Consider the following 17718-nt stretch of genomic DNA (forward strand, 5'->3'; position numbering starts at 1 on the left):
GCTCCTCACCGTTCGTCGTCGTCGGGGCGGCCGGAGACGGCGGCTTCGTCGGGTCCGCCCAGGGCGGCGGCTTCGAGTTCGCTGAGCACCAGGTCCTCGACCAGGTCCGCCAGGGCGGCCACGGTGCGGGAGACCAGCACGTCGCGGGGGGTGAGCGTGACGCCGAAGGCGTCGTTGGCCCGGGAGGCGATCAGCAGGGCGCGCATGGAGTCGCCGCCGAGCTGGAAGAAGTCGTCGGTGGCGCCGACGTCGGTGTGCAGGGTCTCGGCCCAGATCTCCGCCACCGCCTCCTCGGTGGGGGTGCGGGGTGCGACCCGCTCGGCCGGCCCGGTCTCCTCCGGCCCGGGGGCGGGCAGGGCGGCGCGGTCGGTCTTGCCGCTCGCGGTGAGCGGGAAGCGCTCCAGCACCGCGAAGGCGGTGGGGACCATGGGGCCGGGCAGCGAGCGAGCGGCCAGGGCGCGCAGTTCGGCACCGGTGGGCGGTTCGGCGCCGGGGGCGGCCAGCAGGTGGGCGACCAGCCGGGGCAGCCCGGGCTCGTCCTCCCGGATGCTCACCACGGCGTCCAGCACGGCCGGGTGGCGCGTCAGCACGGCCTCCACCTCGCCCGCCTCGATCCGGTGGCCGCGCAGTTTGAGCTGGTGGTCGGTGCGGCCCAGGTAGTGCAGTTCGCCGTGGCGGTCGCGGCGCACCAGGTCCCCGGTGCGGTACATCCGGCCGCCGGGCGGCCCGTACGGGTCGGCGGTGAAGCGGGCGGCGGTCAGGCCGGGGCGGCCGAGGTAGCCGCGGGCGAGGGCCGGTCCGCTGAGCCACAGTTCGCCGGGGACGCCGTCGGGCACCGGCCGCAGCCGGGCGTCCAGGACGTACGCGCCGGTGGCGGGCAGCGGGCGGCCGATCGGCGGGGCGGCGCCGTCCGCGGTCAGCGGCGCGGACCAGGTGGCGACCACGGTGGCCTCGGTGGGGCCGTAGGAGTTGACCATCCGGTGGTGCGGGGCCCAGCGGGCGACCAGGTCGGCGCCGCAGGCCTCGGCCCCGACGATCAGCGTCCTGAGGTCGGGCAGGCTGCCGAGGGTGTCGGCCGGCAGGGTGGCCAGGGCGGCGGGCGGCAGCAGGGTGTGGGTGATCCGCTCCGCCCGCAGCAGCCCGGCCAGCCGGTCGCCGAGCAGGGGGCCGGGCTCGGGCACCACCAGCCGGGCGCCGTGCGGCAGGGCCAGGCACAGTTCGAGCACCGAGGCGTCGAAGCTGGGGGTGGCGAAGGCGAGCACCCGGTCCCCCGGGGCGGCCCGGTAGTGCGCGGCCTCGGCGGCGGCGAAGGCCGCGAGCCCGCGGTGGGTGACGACGACGCCCTTGGGGGTGCCGGTGGAGCCGGAGGTGAAGATGACGTAGGCGGGGTCGTCCGGGTCGAGCGGGCGGGTCCGGTCGGCGTCGGTGGGCCGGTGGCCGGGGGTGCCGGCCGGCTCGGCGGCGAGGAGCTCGGCGACCTCCTTGGCGTCCAGGGTCAGGGCCGGGGCCGCGTCGCGCAGCATCGCCTCGATCCGTTCCTCGGGGTAGTGCGGGTCGACGGGCAGGAAGGCGGCGCCGGTCTTGGCCACCGCGAGTTCGGCGAGCACGGTGTCGGCCGAGCGGGGCAGCAGCAGGGCGACGAGCCGCCCGGGGCCGGCGCCGCGGGCGATCAGCCGGTGGGCCAGCCGGTTGGCGAGGACCTCGGCCCCGGCGAAGGTCAGCTCCAGGCCGGCCGCGCTCAGCGCGACGGCCTGCGGCCACCGGTCCACGGCGGCCTCGACCAGGGCGGGCAGGGTCGCCGGGGGCACCGGGCCGGTCTCCGGGCGGGCCGGGCCGCGCAGCAGCCGCTCGCGTTCGCCGGGCGGCAGCAGGTCGAGCCCGTCCAGCGGGGTGGTGCCGTCCGAGTCGGCCAGCGCGGACAGGGTGTGCAGCAGCTGGTCGGCGAGGCGCCGGGCGGTCTCCCGGTCGAGGAAGCGCGGGTCGTGGCCGAGTTCCACGGCGAGCCGCTCGCCGGGCGAGACCACCACGGTGAGCGGGTAGTTGGTGGCCTCCCGGGCGTCCAGTTCGCGCACCAGCAGGCCGTGCGCGCCGGCCGTGGCGTCGCCGACCGGGTAGTTCTCGAAGACGACCAGGCTGTCGAACAGCTCGGTGCCCGGCGGGACCTGGCTGAGCCCGTGCATCCGGGCCAGCGGCAGGTGGTCGAAGCGGCGGTCCTCGGCCTGCTCCTCCTGGAGGGTGCGCAGCCAGTCGGCGCAGGGCCGGCGGCCGTCGACGGCGACCCGGGCGGGCAGGGTGGTGATGAACAGGCCGACGATGCCGTCGGATCCGGCCAGGTCGGCGGGCCGGCCGGAGACGGTGGTGCCGAAGCAGACCCGCTGTTCCCCGCTCCAGCGCGACAGCAGCAGCGCCCAGGCGCCCTGCACCACGGTGTTGAGGGTGAGGCGGTGGCGGCGGGCGAACTCCTGGAGCCGCTCGGTGTCCGCCTCGTCCAGCCGGTGCGAGAGCCAGTCCCCGGAGCGGGCCGTGTCGCCCGGGGCGGGGCGGCGGTCGTAGGGCAGCGCGGTGGGGGCGGTGAGGTCGGCCAGCGCGGTGCGCCAGTGCTCGACGGCGGCGCCGGTGTCGCGCTCCGCGAGCCAGCCGACGTAGTCGGCGAAGGGCCGGCGCTCGGGCAGTTCGGGCCGCTCGCCCCGGGCGAGGGCGGCGTGGGCGGCCAGCACGTCCGCGAGGACGTGGAAGACGCTCCAGCCGTCCAGCAGCACGTGGTGGAAGGCCCAGACCACCCGGACCCGGTCCGGGCCGAGCCGGATCAGGTCGAGCCGCAGCAGCGGGGCCCGGTCCAGGGCCAGGGGGTGCGCCCGCCGTTCGGCGAGCAGGTCCTCCAGCCGGGCTTCGCGCTGTGCCGCGCCCAGGTCGCTCCAGTCGTGTTCGGTGACCGGGAGCGTCGCCTGCCGGTGGACCACCTGGAGCGGCACGGGAACGTCCCGCAGCACCACGGAGGTGCGCAGCACCGGGGTGCGGTCGACGACGTGCTGCCAGGCGGCGGCCAGCAGGCCGGGGTCGCGGGCGCCGTCCAGGACGAAGGTGATCTGCTCGACGTACAGGCCGTGTTCGGCCTCGTCGAGGCCGTGCACCACCATGCCGGTCTGGGTGGGGGTGAGCGGCTGGATCTCCGTCACGTCCCGGCCGGTGCCGGCCAGCCGGTCGACGCCGGCCTGGTCCAGGCCGGCCAGTGGGAAGTCGGAGGGGGTGCGGCCGCCGGCGCCGGGTTCGGCGCAGTGGCGGACGATCTCCCGCAGCTCGTCCAGCAGTTCGGCGGCCAGCCGGGCGACCGTCCCGCTGTGGTGCACCTCGCGGGAGTAGGACCAGGTGAAGGAGAGCCGGCCCTCGGCTACCAGGCCGAGCACGTCCAGCAGGTGGGGGCGGCGGGCGGTGCGGTCCATGCCGCCGGTGAGCGGGCCTGCCGGGGCGTGCAGCAGGCCGCCGGGGCTGGCGCTCCGGTCCTGCCGGCCCAGGTAGTTGAAGCCGATCTGCGGCAGCGCGAGGCCGGGCTCCGGCTTGAGGTGGCGCAGGGCGCCGTGGCCGAGGCCGCCGTTCGGGACGGCGCGCAGGCTCTCCTTGACGGCCTTCAGGGCGGTGCCGGTGTCCGCGTCCGGGGGCACGTCCAGGGCGACGGGGTACATCGCGGTGAACCAGCCGACGGTGCGGGACAGGTCGACGCCGTCGAGGAGTTCCTCGCGGCCGTGGCCCTCCAGGGTGACCAGGACCCGGTTCTGTCCGGTCCAGCGGGCCAGCACCCGGCCGAGGGCGCAGAGCAGGACGTCGTTGACCCGGGTGCGGTAGGCCTCCGGGACGTCCTGGAGCAGCCGGCGGGTGTCCTCGGCGCCCAGGGCGAAGGTCAGCGACTCCTCGGCCTCGGCCGTGTTGGCGCCGTCGAGGTCGGTGGGCAGCGCGGTGGCCGCACCGTCCGCCAGGCGCTGCCAGTACGGGAGTTCCGCGTCGAAGCCGCCGGCCGCGGTGTGCGCGGCGAGGCGTTCGGCCCAGGCCCGGAAGGAGGTGCTCTTGGCGCCGAGGTCGGACCGCTCGCCCGCGGCCGCCGCGCGGTGGGCGCGCTCCAGGTCCTCCAGCAGGATCCGCCAGGACACCGCGTCGACCACCAGGTGGTGCGCGGCCAGCAGCAGCACCGGGCGGGGGTCGTCGGCGAAGCGGCAGAGCGCGGCGCGCAGCAGCGGCCCGGCGGCCAGGTCGAAGCCCTCGGCGAGGCGCTCGCCGAGGTCGCGCAGGGCGCTCTCGCGTTCCTCGCCCTCGGCGGCGGGCAGCTCGTGGACCCGCAGGTCGGGGGCCTGGCCGGGGTCGGTGCCGTACTGGCGCCACCGGCCGTCGGGGAGCGGCTCGCAGCGCAGCCGCAGGGCGTCGTGGTGGTCCAGGACGGCGGCCAGGGCGGCCCGCAGGGTGGGCTCCTCGGTGCCGGGGGCGAGGGTGAAGGAGACGGACTGGGTGAGCCGGGCGGGGTCGCCGTCGAGGGTGTCCAGCAGCCAGTGCTGGACGGGGGTGAGCGGGGTCTCGCCGGTGACGGCGCCCTGGTCGGCGTCCGTGCCGGGGCGCGGCGCGCGTTCGGCGGCACCGGCGAGTTCGGCGAGGGTCTGGTGGGCGAACAGGTGCCGGGGAGTCAGCGCGAGGCCGGCCCGGCGGGCCGCCGAGACGATCTGGATGCCGAGGATGGAGTCCCCGCCGAGGGCGAAGTAGTTGTCGTCCGCGTTCACCTCGGGCACGCCCAGCACCTCGCGCCAGATCGCGGCGAGGGCCTGCTCGGTTTCGGTGCGCGGCGGCCGGTCGCCGCCGGTGGCCCGGGTGGCCGGGACCGGTTCGGGCAGGGCGCGCCGGTCCAGCTTGCCGGTGGCGCCGAGCGGCAGCCGCTCCAGCGGCACCACCAGGGCGGGCACCAGGTGGTCGGGGAGGGTGCGGCCGAGGAAGGTCCGCCACTCGGCCGGGTCGGGCAGGGCGCCGTCGCGGGGCACCGCGTAGCCCACCAGCCGCTTGTGGCCGTCCTGGTCGACCACCCGGGCCGCGGCCGCCGCCACCTGCGGGTGGCGGGCCAGCGCGGCCTCGACCTCGCCGAGTTCGATCCGGAAGCCGCGCACCTTGACCTGGTCGTCGGCGCGTCCGAGGTAGTCCAGCTCGCCGTCGGCGCTCCAGCGCACCCGGTCGCCGGTGCGGTACATCCTGCTGCCGGGCGGGCCGTAGGGGTCGGGCAGGAAGCGCCCGGCGGTCAGGCCGGGGCGGCCCAGGTAGCCGCGCGCCACGCCGGTGCCGGCCAGGTACAGCTCCCCGGGCGCGCCGACGGGCACCGGGCGCAGCCGCTCGTCCAGGACGTAGGCCCGGGCGCCGCCGACCGGTCGGCCGATCGGCGGGTCGCGGTCGGGGTCGGCGGGGTCGCAGGTGTGGGCGGTGGCGTAGACGGTGGCCTCGGTGGGGCCGTAGATGTTCAGCACCCGGCAGCCGGGGACGGCCTCGCGCACGGTGCGCACGGTGCGGGCGGGCAGTCCTTCGCCGGCCAGCACCACGGTGTCCGCGCCGAGTCGCAGGGCGCCGTCGGCGAGCAGTCCGCCGAGGGCCGAGGGCACCGCGCTGAGCAGGCCGGCCCTCCGGGGGCCGGGGTTCTCGGCCAGGGCCAGCAGGTCGCGCAGGAGTTCCACGCAGCCGCCGGAGAGCAGCGGCGCGAAGATCTCGAACACCGACACGTCGAAGTTGAGCGAGGTGGCGGCGACCACGTGCTCCAGGCCTCGGCCGGCGAACTCGGCGGCGGCCCAGTCGGTCAGGGCGAGCACCGAGGCGTGGGCGACCACCACGCCCTTGGGGCGGCCGGTGGAGCCGGAGGTGTGGATGACGTACGCGGGGTGCTCCGGCAGCAGGGCACCGTGCCGTTCCGGGTCGCCGACGGCGTCGGTGCGGGCGGCGGCCAGCCGTTCCCGGCAGGCCGGGTCGTCCGGCACGATCCGGGCGTACGGGCCGTCGGGGAGCCGTCCTTCGGTCGCGGCGTCGGTGATCACGGCGTCGGGCCGGACGTCCTCGAAGAGGTAGGCGATCCGCTCGGCCGGGTAGCCGGGGTCGACCGGCAGGTACGCGGCGCCGCTCTTGAGCACCGCGAGCAGCGCCACGGCCAGTTCGACGGTGCGGGGCAGCGCGAGCGCGACGAAGCGCTCGGGTCCGGCCCCGGCCGCGATCAGCAGCCGGGCCAGCCGGTTGGAGCGTTCGTCCAGCTCCCGGTAGGTCAGCCGGGCGTCGCCGGAGCGCACGGCCGGGGCGTCGGGGGTGCGGGCGGCCTGCCGGGCGAAGGCCTCGGGCAGGGTGCGCCGGGGCGCCCGGCGCACCGGGCCGCCGAGGCGTTCCAGCAGCTCGCGTCCCTCGGCCGGGTCCAGCAGCGGCAGTTCGCCGGCCGGCCGGTCGAGGCCGGCCGCCATCCCGGCGAGCAGGGTGCGCAGGCTCGCCCCGAGCCGCTCGACGGTGGCGGCGTCGAAGGCGGCCGGGTCGTGGTCCAGACTGACCTCGATGGACTCGCCGGGCGCCACCACCACGCCGAGCGGGTAGCTGGTCGGCTCCAGCACGTGCTCGGTCTCCACGCCCAGGCCGTGCCGGGTCAGCGAATGCGCGTCGAAGGGGTAGTTCTCGAAGACCACGATGCTGTCGAACAGGGCGGTGCCGCCGGGCAGTTCGCTCCAGCCCTGGAGCTGGGCCAGCGAGACGGCGTCGTGCCGGCGGGCCTCGGACTGGTGGTCCTGGACCTCCCGCAGCCAGTCCAGCAGCGGGCGCCGGCCGTCGATCCGCACCCGGGTGGGCAGGGCGTTGATGAACAGCCCCACCATCGAGGTGACGCCGGGGAGTTCGGCGGGCCGGCCGGAGACGATGGTGCCGAACACCACGTCCTCGCCGCCGCCGTAGCGGGAGAGCAGCAGCGCCCAGGCGCCCTGGAGCACGGTGTTGACGGTCAGCCCGGCCTGCCGGGCGGTGGCCCGCAGCCGCTCGGACAGCTCGGGGCCGAGGGCGACCTTCACCGAGGCCGAGGAGGAGGCGCGGTGGGCGCCGGCCGGGCGGCGGTCCCGGGGCAGTTCGGTGGGGGCGGGGAAGCCGGCCAGGGTGTCGCGCCAGTACCGCTCGACCGCCGCCCGGTCCTGGCCGGCCAGCCAGCGCAGGTAGTCGGCGTAGGGTGCGCGCTCGACCGGGGCGGGCGGGCGTCCGGCGGTCAGGGCGGCGTAGCGCTCGCAGACCTCGTCGAAGACCTGGGCGGCGCTCCAGCCGTCGAGCAGCACGTGGTGGAAGGTCCACACCACCCGCACCCGGCTCGGGGTCAGCCGGATCAGGGCCAGCCGCAGCAGCGGCGCGCCGCCCAGGTCGATCCCGGCCGCCCGGTCCTCGGCGAGCAGCCGGGCGGTGTCCTGCTCGACCTGTTCGGCGGGGCGGCCGGTCCAGTCGTGGTGGGTCACCGGGACGGTGGCCCGGTGCTGGACGACCTGGAGCGGTTCGGCGCCGTCCTGCCAGCTGAGCCGGGTGCGCAGGACGGCGTTGGCGTCGGCGGTCCGCTGCCAGGCCTCGGCCAGCGCGTGCGGGTCGGTGACCCCGGTCAGCACCAGCTGGACCTGGTTGACGTAGGTGTCGCCGTCCGGGTCGAGCAGGCTGTGGAAGAGCATCCCGGCCTGCATCGGCGTCAGCGGGTGGACGTCGGCGACGGTGCGGCCGTCCCCGGCGATGCGGTCCACCGCCGCCTGGTCGAGGCGGGCGAGCGGGAAGTCGGCGGGGGTGCGGCCGCCGGCGCCGGGTTCGGCGCAGTGGGCGACGATCCGCTCCAGTGCGTCGAGCATGGCCTCGGCCAGGGCGGTGACGGTGTCGGCGCGGTGCCGGCCGGCGCTGTAGTACCAGCCGATCTCCAGCTCGCCGTCCTCGACCCGGGCGACCACGTCCAGCAGGTGGGGGCGCTCGGTGCCGGGCGCCTCCGCGCCGCCGAGGCCGCCGGGGACGGCGCGGACCAGGGCGGCGCCGTCGGCGGACCAGTCGAAGCGGCCCAGGTAGTTGAAGCTCACGCCGGGGGCGGGGGCGTCGGCGAGCGCCTCGTCCCGGGCCAGGTGGCGCAGCGCGCCGTACCCGAGGCCGCGGTCCGGCACGGCCCGCAGCTGTTCCTTGACGGCCTTCAGGGCGGTGCCCCAGTCCCCCGCCGGGATGTCGAGGGCGACCGGGAAGAGGGAGGTGAACCAGCCGACCGTCCGGGACAGGTCGAGGCCGTCGAAGAGCCGGTCCTCGCGGCCGTGGCCCTCCAGGCCGATGGCGACGGTGCCGCGCCCGGTCCACTCGGCGAGCACCCGGCCGAGCGCGGTGAGCAGCACGTCGTCGATCCGGGTGCGGTAGACCCCGGGGACCTCGCGCAGCAGGGCGTCGGTGCGTTCGCGGTCCAGCCGGACGGTCACCTCGCGCAGGTCGGCGGCGGTGTTGCCGCCGTCGCCGTCCACCGGCAGCGGGGTGGCGCAGGCCCGGGTGGCGGCCGCCCAGTGGGCGCGCTGGTCGGCGAAGCCGCCGGCCGCGGTGTGCCCGGCCAGCCGGCGGGCCCACTCCCGGACGGAGCTGGTGCGGGCGGGCAGCCGCAGCGGGCGGCCCTCGACGGCCTGCCGGTAGGCGGTCTCCAGGTCCTCCAGCAGCACCCGCCAGGAAACGCCGTCGACCGCCAGGTGGTGGACGGCCAGCAGCAGCCGGTCGGGCCGGGCGCCGGCCGCGTCGGCCTGCGGGGTGGCCGACGCGGTGGCCGTCGGGGCGGTGAAGAGGCGGGCGGTGAACAGCGGGCCGCCGTCCAGCCGGAAGGAGGCGTGGGCGGCCTCGGTCACCGCCGCTTCCGCGCCGTGGTCGTGGACCTCCAGCAGCTCGGGGGCGCTCTCCTCGGCCGGGGCGCAGTGCTGCTGCCAGGTGCCGTCCCCGGCCCGGGTGAAGCGGGAGCGCAGCGCGTCGTGGTGGGCCCACAGGGCGGCGAGCGCGCGGCGCAGGGCCTGCGGGTCGACGGCCCCGGGGGCCTCCACCACGACGCACTGGTCGAAGTGCTCGGCGTGCGGCGGGTTCGGGTCGAGGAACCAGTGCTGGATCGGCGTCAGGCCGACCTCGCCGCTGACCGGTTCGGTCCCGGCGACGGTGACGGCGCTGCCGGCGGCCGCGGCCAGCGCGGCGACGGTGGGGTGGCGGAACAGGTCGCGCGGGGAGAGCGCGAGTCCGGCGGCGCGGGCCCGGGAGACGACCTGGATGCTCAGGATGGAGTCGCCGCCGAGCAGGAAGAAGTCGTCGTCCAGCCCGACCCGTTCGACCCCGAGCAGCTCGGCCCAGATCGCGGCGAGCAGCCGCTCGCGGTCGGTGCCGGGGGCGCGGTGGGGGCGGTCGCCGCCCGCCGACCTGTCGGGGGCGGGCAGCCGCCGGCGGTCCACCTTGCCGTTGGCGGTGAGCGGGAGTTCGGGCAGCGTGACGAAGGCCGCGGGCAGCATGTAGTCGGGCAGGTCGGCGGCCAGGTGGGCGCGCAGCTCGGCGGCGCCGGGCGGCTCGGCGCCCTCGGCCGGCACCAGGTGGGCGGCGAGGCTCTTGCGTCCGGCGTCCTGGTACAGCGAGACGACGGCCTCGGCGACGGCCGGGTGGGCGGTGAGCCGGGCCTCGATCTCGGCGGGTTCGATCCGGAAGCCGCGGATCTTGATCTGGTCGTCGGCGCGGCCGACGAAGTGCAGTTCGCCGTCCTCGCTCCACCGGACGGTGTCGCCGGTGCGGTACATCCGCTCGCCGGGCGGGCCGAAGGGGTCGGCGAGGTAGCGGGCGGCGGTCTCGCCGGGGCGGCCCGCGTAGCCGCGGGCGAGGCCGGCCCCGGCGATGTACAGCTCGCCGGTGACGCCGGGCGGCTGCGGCTGGAGCGCGCCGTCCAGGACGTACACCCGGGTGTTGTCCAGCGGGCGGCCGATGGGCAGGACGGCGGGCAGTTCGTCGCCGGCCCGGAAGGCCCGGCGGGTGGCGAAGGTGGTGGTCTCGGTGGGCCCGTAGCCGTCGACCACGGTGAGGCCGGGGCAGGCCGCCAGGACCTTGCGGACGACGGCGCCGGGCACCGCCTCGCCGCCGGTCCACACCTCGTGGGCGCCGCGCAGGCAGCCCGGGTCCTCCTGGGCGAGCAGCCGGAACAGGCCGGCGGTCAGCCACAGGCAGCGCACGCCCTGCTCGGTGACGGCGTGCCGGACGGCGGCGGCGTCCAGGTCCTGCGGCGGGGCGAGCACGGCGGTGCCGCCGCGCAGCAGCGGCACCCACAGTTCGTAGGTGGCGGCGTCGAAGGCGTGCGGGGAGTGCACCAGCACCCGGTCGTGGCCGGCGAAGGCGCGGTCCAGGGCGAGCGCGGCGACGTCCCGGCGGCGCACCGCGACGCCCTTGGGGGTGCCGGTGGAGCCCGAGGTGAACATCAGGTACTGGACGTTGTCGGGGTGGACGGCCGCCGGGGCCGGGGCCGCCGTCCGGTCGTCGGGGAGGTCCACCCGCAGCACCTGCCCGGTGGGGCGCAGCTCGGCGGCCGTGCCGGCCCGGTGGGCGTCGGTGAGCAGCAGGTCGGCACCGGCCTCGGCCAGCATCCGGTGCAGCCGCTCGCGCGGCGCCCGGCCGTCCAGCGGCACGTAGACCGCGCCGGTGCGCACCAGCGCCAGCTGGGCGACGACCAGCTCGACGGAGCGTTCCATCAGCACCCCGACCGGCTGCTCCACCCGGACCCCGTGCGCGGTCAGCCGTCCGGCCAGCTCGGCGGCGCGGGCGTCGAGTTCGCGGTAGGTCAGACGCCGGTCGCCGGCTTCCAGGGCGACGGCCGCGGGGGTGCGGAGCACCTGCGCGGCGAACAGCTCGGCGATGTCGGCGGCGGGTTCCTCGACGGCGGTGGCGTTCCAGTCGGCCAGGACGCGCCGGCGTTCCTCGCCGGTCAGCAGCGGCAGCCGGGCGGGCGGGCGGTGGGCGCCCTCGGGCAGGGCGGTCAGGACGGCGGTGAGCTGCCCGGCCAGCTGCCGCACCGTGGACTCGTCGAACAGCCGCGGGTCGTAGCAGAGCCGCAGGGACAGCTCCGGGCCCGGGTAGGCCAGCAGGGTGAGCGGGTAGTTGGTGGTCTCGATCCCGTCCAGGTCGCGCAGCCGCAGGCCGTGGGCGTCGGCCGCGTCCTCGTCGACGGGGTAGTTCTCGAAGACCACCAGGCTGTCGAACAGGCCGGTCCGCTCGGGCAGTTCGGTGCCGGCCCGCATCCGGGTGAGCGGGACGAAGCCGTGCCGCCGGTCCTCGCTCTGCTCCCGTTGCAGGGTCCGGAGCCAGTCGACCAGGGTGCCGTCCGCGGGCACCGCGGTGCGGGCCGGCAGGGTGGTGATGAACAGGCCGGTCATGGTCTCGACGCCGGGCAGCTCGGGCGGGCGCCCGGAGGAGGTGGTGCCGAACACCACCTCGGCCCGCCCGGCCCGGCGGCCCAGCAGCACCGCCCAGGCGCCCTGGACCAGGGTGTTGAAGGTCAGCCCGGAGCCGCGGGCGAGGTCCTCCAGCGCCCTGGTCGCGGCGGCGGGCAGGGTGAACGGCACGGCCCGGGTGGACTCGGCGCGGTGGCTGTGCACCGGCTCGCGGTCGTAGGGCAGCGGTGTCGCCTCGGCGAGCCCGGCGAGGCGGGTGCGCCAGTGCCGTTCGGCCTCGGCGTGGTCGCGCTCGCCCAGCCAGGCCAGGTAGTCGCGGTAGGGCCGGCGCTCCGGCACGGTGCCGTACGGGACCTCGCCGTCCCGTCCCGGTCCGGCCAGGGCGGCGTGCACCGCGAAGACGTCCGAGAGCACCTGGAACAGGCTCCAGCCGTCCAGGACCAGGTGGTGGAAGGACCAGAGCACCCGCACCCGGCTCTCCGGGAGCCGGATCAGCAGCAGCCGCTGGAGCGGGGCCCGCGCCAGGTCGAGGCTGCGGGCCCGGTCGCGGTCCAGCAGTTCGGCGAGCCGGTCGCGGCGCTCCTGCTCGGGCAGTTCGCGCCAGTCCAGGTGGGTGACCGGGACGGCCACCCGGCGGTGCACCACCAGCAGCGGCTCGGGCACCTCCTGCCAGCGGACGTGGGCGCGCAGCACCGCGGTGCGGTCGGTGACCCACTGCCAGGCGGCGGCGAGGCGGGCCGGGTCGGGCACGCCGTCCAGGACGAAGTCCAGCTGCTGGAAGTAGGCGCCGCTGTCCTCCTCGGCGAGGCCGTGGAAGAGCATGCCGGACTGGGTCGGGGTGAGCGGCAGCACGTCCTCCACCGCGCCCGGGTCGGCGCCGGTGATCCGGTCCACGGCCGCCTGGTCGAGCCGGGCCAGCGGGAAGTCGGACGGGGTGCGCCCGGCGGCGCCGGGGCGGGCCGCGTGGCGGGCGAGGTCGGCCAGTTCCTCGGCGAAGCGCCGGGCCAGCGCCTCGACGGTCCCGCTCCGGTGGACGGCGGCGGAGTGGAACCAGGTGAACTCCAGCGCGTCGCCGTCGAGGCGGCCGACCACCTCCAGCGGGTGGGGGCGCTCCGTGCCCGGGTCGGCGTCCAGCTCCAGCGGCCGGAAGGTGCCGCGGAACAGCCCGTCCGGGTCGTCCGGCAGGGCGATGCGGCCCAGGTAGTTGAAGCCGATCCGGGCGGCCGGGACGTCCGGCGCCGTGCCGGGGCGCCCGAGGTAGCGCAGCGCCTCGAAGCCGAGGCCGCGCCGGGGGACGGCGCGCAGCTGTTCCTTGACCTGCTTGAGGACGGTGTCCCAGTCGGCTCCGGCGGGCACGGCCAGGGCGACGGGGTGGCGGGTGGTGAACCAGCCGACCGTACGGCCGAGGTCGAGCTCGGCGAACAGTTCCTCGCGTCCGTGGCCCTCGACGTCCACCACGACCCGCTCCAGCCCGCTCGCCCCGCACAGCGCCCGGCCGAGCGCGCTCAACAGCACGTCGTTGGCCTGGGTGCGGTAGGTGTCGGGCAGGGTGCGCAGCAGGGCGGCGGTGTCGGCGGGGCTCAGCCGGACGGTGACGGAGCGTTCGGTGGCGTAGGTGTCGGGGCCGTCGAGCTCGGCGGGGAACGGCTCGGCGGCGGGCTGCCCGGGCGTTTGGTCGGGCTGCCCGGGCACGGCCCGCGCCCAGTACTCCGTCTCGTCCTCGAAGCCGCCCGCGGCGGCGAAGGCGCTCAGCCGCTCGGCCCACTGCCGCAGCGGCGAGGACTTGCCCGGCAGGGCGGCCGCCCCGTCCCGGCCCTCGCGGCGGGCGCGGTAGGCGGTGTCGAGGTCCTCCAGCAGCACCCGCCAGGAGACCCCGTCGACCACCAGGTGGTGGACGGCCAGGTGCAGGACCGGGGGCCGGTCCCCGGCGCGCTCGTGCAGCACGGCGCGCAGCAGCGGCCCGCCGCCGCCCAGGTCGTGGGGGCCGAAGTGCGGGGTGTCCCGGTCCGGGCCGGTGTGCCGGGTCAGGGTGAGCCGGGCGGCCGGCTCCCGGATGTGCCAGCGCGCGGCGCCGGCACCGTCCGGGGCGGTGAAGGCCGAACGCAGCGCGTCGTGGTGGGCGACCAGGTCGTTCAGGGCCTCCTCCAGGGCCGCCCGGTCCAGGTCGCCGGGCAGCAGCAGGGAGAGCGCCTGGCCGAAGTGGCCGACCCGGTCGGCGGCCCGGCCGAGCCACCAGCGCTGGATCGGGGTCGGCACGGCCTCCCCGGTGGCGGCCGCCGGCGCGGGCACGGGCGGCGCCTCGGCGTCCTCCGCGGCCAGGGCGAGCGCGGCGACCGTCTGGTGGCGGTAGAGGTCCCGGGAGGTGAGCGCCAGCCCGGCCTGCCGGGAGCGGGCCACCACCTGGATGCCGAGGATGGAGTCGCCGCCGAGGTCGAAGAAGTTGTCGTCGGCGCCGACCCGCTCCAGCCGCAGCACCTCGGCCCAGATCCCGGCGAGCGCCCGTTCGGCGGGGGTGCGGGGGGCGACGTGGCGGACGGCGCCGGCCGCCGGCCCGGGGTCGGGCAGCCGGCCGCGGTCGAGGGTGCCGTCGGGGCCCAGCGGCAGGGCGGGCAGCGGCACCACGACGGCGGGGACCAGGTGGTCGGGCAGGGTCAGGGCGAGGGTGCGGCGCACCGCCTCGGGCTCGACCCGGCCGCCGGGGACGGGCACCACGTACCCGACCAGCCGCCTGGGGTCGCCGGTGAGGACGGCGGCCGCCTCGGCCACCCCGGGGCAGCGCCGCAGCGCCCGCGCCACCTCGTCCGGGTCGGTCCGCAGCCCGCGGGGCTTCGCCCACTGCTCGACCCGCCCGAGGTGCTCCAGCTCGCCGTCTGCGGTCCACCGCACCAGCTCCCCGGTGCGGTGGAGCAGCTCCCCCGGCGCGCCGTACGGGTCGGCGACGAACTGCCCGGCGGCGCCTTCCGGCTGCTCGGGGAAGTCGCCCGCGAGGTACAACTCGCCCGGCACGCCCTGGGGTTGGGGGCGCATCGCACGGTCGAGGACGTAGCCGCGGGTCCAGCCGGGCAGGCCGGACGCGGTGAGCGCCCCGGGCAGCGCGGTGTCCGGCTTCCAGGCGTCGAGCAGCGCCCGCCGCTCCTCCTCGGGGATCAGCGGCAGCTCGGCGAGGGTGCGCTGCGGGCCGTCCGCCATCCCGGCCAGCAGGCGGTGCAGGTGGTCCGCCAGCGCGGTCACGGTCCGCCGGTCGAACAGGTCGGTGTTGTACTCCGCCGTCAGCGTGCAGCCGCCGCCGTCATCGGGGGTGAACTCCAGCACCAGGTCGAAGCGGGCGGCCGGGCGGGGCAGCGGGTGCTCGGCGAAGCGCAGGCCCCCGGCGGGCGCCGGGGCGACAGGGGTCTGCTGGACGACGACGACCTGGACCAGCGGGGTGCGGCCGGGGTCGCGGGGCGGGGCCAGTTCCTCGACCACCCGGTCGAAGGGCACCTCGGCGTGGGCGAAGGCGTCCAGCAGGGTGGTGCGCATGCCCGCCACGAAGTCGTCGACGGTGGCCCGCTCGTCCACGTCGCCGCGCAGCACCACGGTGTTGACGAAGAAGCCGGTCACCTCCTCCAGTTCCCGCCGGTCCCGCCCGTTGGTGACGGTGCCGAAGGCCACGTCCCGCTGGCCGGAGTGGCGCGAGAGCAGCAGCGCGCACGCCCCGGCGAACAGGGTGAACACCGTGGTGCCGCGGCCGGCGGCGAGGTGGCGCAGCCGGTCGACCAGGTCGGCCGGCAGCCGGTGGCGGTGCGCCGCGCCGTTGGTGGTGCGCTGCTCGGGCCGGGGGCGGTCAGTGGGCAGGCGCAGGGTCGGCAGGTCGGCGAGGGTGTGCTTCCAGTAGGCGAGGTCGGGTGCGTGGTCGGTCCGGCGGTGCTGCTCCCAGTGGGCGAAGTCGGGGTACTGGAGGGCGGGGGCGGGCAGGGCGTCGGGTTCGCCGGTGGTCTCCGCCCGGTAGAGGGCGGCCAGTTCGCGGGTGAGGACGCCCACCGACCAGCCGTCGGTGACGATGTGGTGCTGGGCCAGCAGCAGCAGGTGCTCCTCGGCGGCGAGCCGGACCAGCAGCACCCGGGCGAGCGGGCCCCGGGCGAGGTCGTAGGGCCGTTCCAGTTCCTCGGCCAGCAGGCGTTCGGCCGCCGGGGCGCGCTCCGTCTCGGGCAGGGCGCCGAGGTCCTCGGTGCGCAGCGGCAGCTCCGCCCGCTCGGCGACGCGCTGCACCAGCTGCCCGTCGAGGGTGGCGACGGTGGTGCGCAGCGAGTCGTGCCGGGCGGTGAGCCGCCGCAGGGCCCGGTCGAGGGCGTCCCGGTCGAGGGCGCCGTGCAGCCGCAGGGCCACGCCGGTGTGGTTGCCGGTGCCGCCGGGGGCGAGGTCGTCCAGGAACCAGAGCCGGCGCTGGGCGCTGGACAGCGGCAGCGGCTCCCCGCGCGGGGCGGGCGGGATCGGGCCGGTCGGTGCGGCGGCGGGCATCGCGTCGAGCAGCGGGGCGAGGGCGGCGACGGTGCGGGCGGTGAAGACGTCACGCAGGGTGAGCCGGACGCCGAGGCGTTCGGTGATCCGGGCCAGGGTGCGGGCGGCGAGGACGGAGTCGCCGCCGAGGTCGAAGAAGTCGTCCTCCACCCCCACGGCGTCGTGGCCGAGCACCTCGGCCCAGACGGCGGCCAGGGCGCGCTCCCGCTCGGTGCGCGGGGCGGTGCTCCCGGCGGCGGCCTGCCGGGCGGGCGCGGGCAGCGCCCGCTGGTCGATCTTGAGCTGCGGGGTGAGCGGGAACTCGGGCAGCACGACGACGGCGGCGGGCACCAGGTGGGCGGGCAGCGCGGCGGCCAGGGCGGTGCGCAGCTCGGCCGGGTCGGGGGCGTGCCGCGGGTCGGCGGGTGTGGCGTAGCCGACCAGCCGGGTGTGGCCGGGCTCGTCCTCGCGGACCGTCACGACGGCCTGGTCGACGGCGGGGTGGGCGCGCAGCGCGGCCTCGATCTCGCCCGGTTCGATCCGGAAGCCGCGGACCTTGACCTGCCGGTCGAGCCGGCCGAGGAACTCCAGTTCCCCGTCGGCCCTCCAGCGGGCCCGGTCGCCGGTGCGGTAGAGCCGGGCGCCGGGCGCGCCGAAGGGGTCGGCGACGAAGCGCGCGGCGGTCAGGCCGGGTCGGCCGAGGTAGCCGCGGGCGACGCCCTCGCCGCCGAGGTACAGCTCGCCGTCGGTGCCGGGCGGCTGGGGCCGCATGGTCTCGTCGAGCACGTACACCCGGGCGTGCGGCAGGGCGCCGCCGATGGTGGGTGAACCGGTGCCGGCGGTGAGCGGGCCGGTCCAGGTGGCGACGATGGTGGCCTCGGTCGGACCGTAGGAGTTGATCATGCGTCGGCCGGGCGCCCAGCGGTCGACCAGTTCGGCGGAGCAGGCCTCGGCCCCGACGATCAGGGTGCGCAGGTGGCGGCCCGCGCCGGCGGGGACGGTGGCCAGGGCGGCGGGCGGGATCAGGGTGTGGGTGATGCGGTGGTCGTCCAGGACGGCGGCGAGCTCCTCGCCCAGCCAGGGGCCGTCCGGGGGGATCACCAGGGTGGCACCGGTGAGGACGGAGACGAACAGTTCCAGGACGGAGGCGTCGAAGCTGGGCGAGGAGAACTGGAGTACCCGGTCGCCGGGCCGCAGCGCGTAGTTCTCGACGGCGGCGGCGGTGAAGCCGGCGATCCCCCGGTGGGTGACGACGACGCCCTTGGGGGTGCCGGTGGAGCCCGAGGTGTAGATCACGTACGCCGGGTGGTCGGTGCCGGCCGGGGCCGGATCGCCCGTGCCGTCCGCGGCGGCCGGGTCGTCCGGTCCTGCGGGCAGGGCGGTCTCCAGGACCCGGCTCACGGCGGCCGGGTCGTCCAGGACGATCGCGGGGGCGGCGTCGGCGAGCATCAGCGCCCGCCGCTCGGCGGGGTAGGCCGGGTCCACGGGCAGGAAGGCGGCGCCCGCCCGGACGACGGCCAGTTCGGCGGCGACCAGTTCCATGGAGCGCGGCAGGACCAGCGCCACCGTCCGCTCCGGGCCGGCGCCGCGCCGGCGCAGGTCACGGGCCAGTCGCTCGACGCGCTCCGCCAGGTCCCGGTAGGTCCAGCTGCGCCGGCCGTCGGTCACCGCGGGCGCGAGCGGGGTGCGGGCCGCCTGGGCGGCGAACAGCGCGTCCAGGGTCCGGGGCGTCGGGGAGGTGTCTCCGGGGGCTCCGGTGGTGCCGCCGGCCTGCGGCGGGGCGGACGGGTGCACGGGCTGGGCAGGCCGGTCGGCCATG

Annotated in this window: 1 protein-coding gene; it reads right to left on the reverse strand. The window is 77.4% G+C overall.

All coding sequences use genetic code 11. The features are described 5' to 3' along the window. Nucleotides 1–5: 5 nt before the first annotated feature. The gene (locus ACFWJ4_RS18295; protein ID WP_380545096.1) at nt 6–17717 is read right to left on the reverse strand and encodes a non-ribosomal peptide synthase/polyketide synthase; all 17712 of its coding nucleotides are present in this window, start codon (nt 17715–17717) and stop codon (nt 6–8) included. Between the last annotated feature and the right edge of the window lies 1 nt (nt 17718).

The sequence above is a fragment of the Kitasatospora sp. NPDC127067 genome (assembly GCF_042724755.1).
Taxonomy (GTDB): domain Bacteria; phylum Actinomycetota; class Actinomycetes; order Streptomycetales; family Streptomycetaceae; genus Kitasatospora; species Kitasatospora lactacystinica.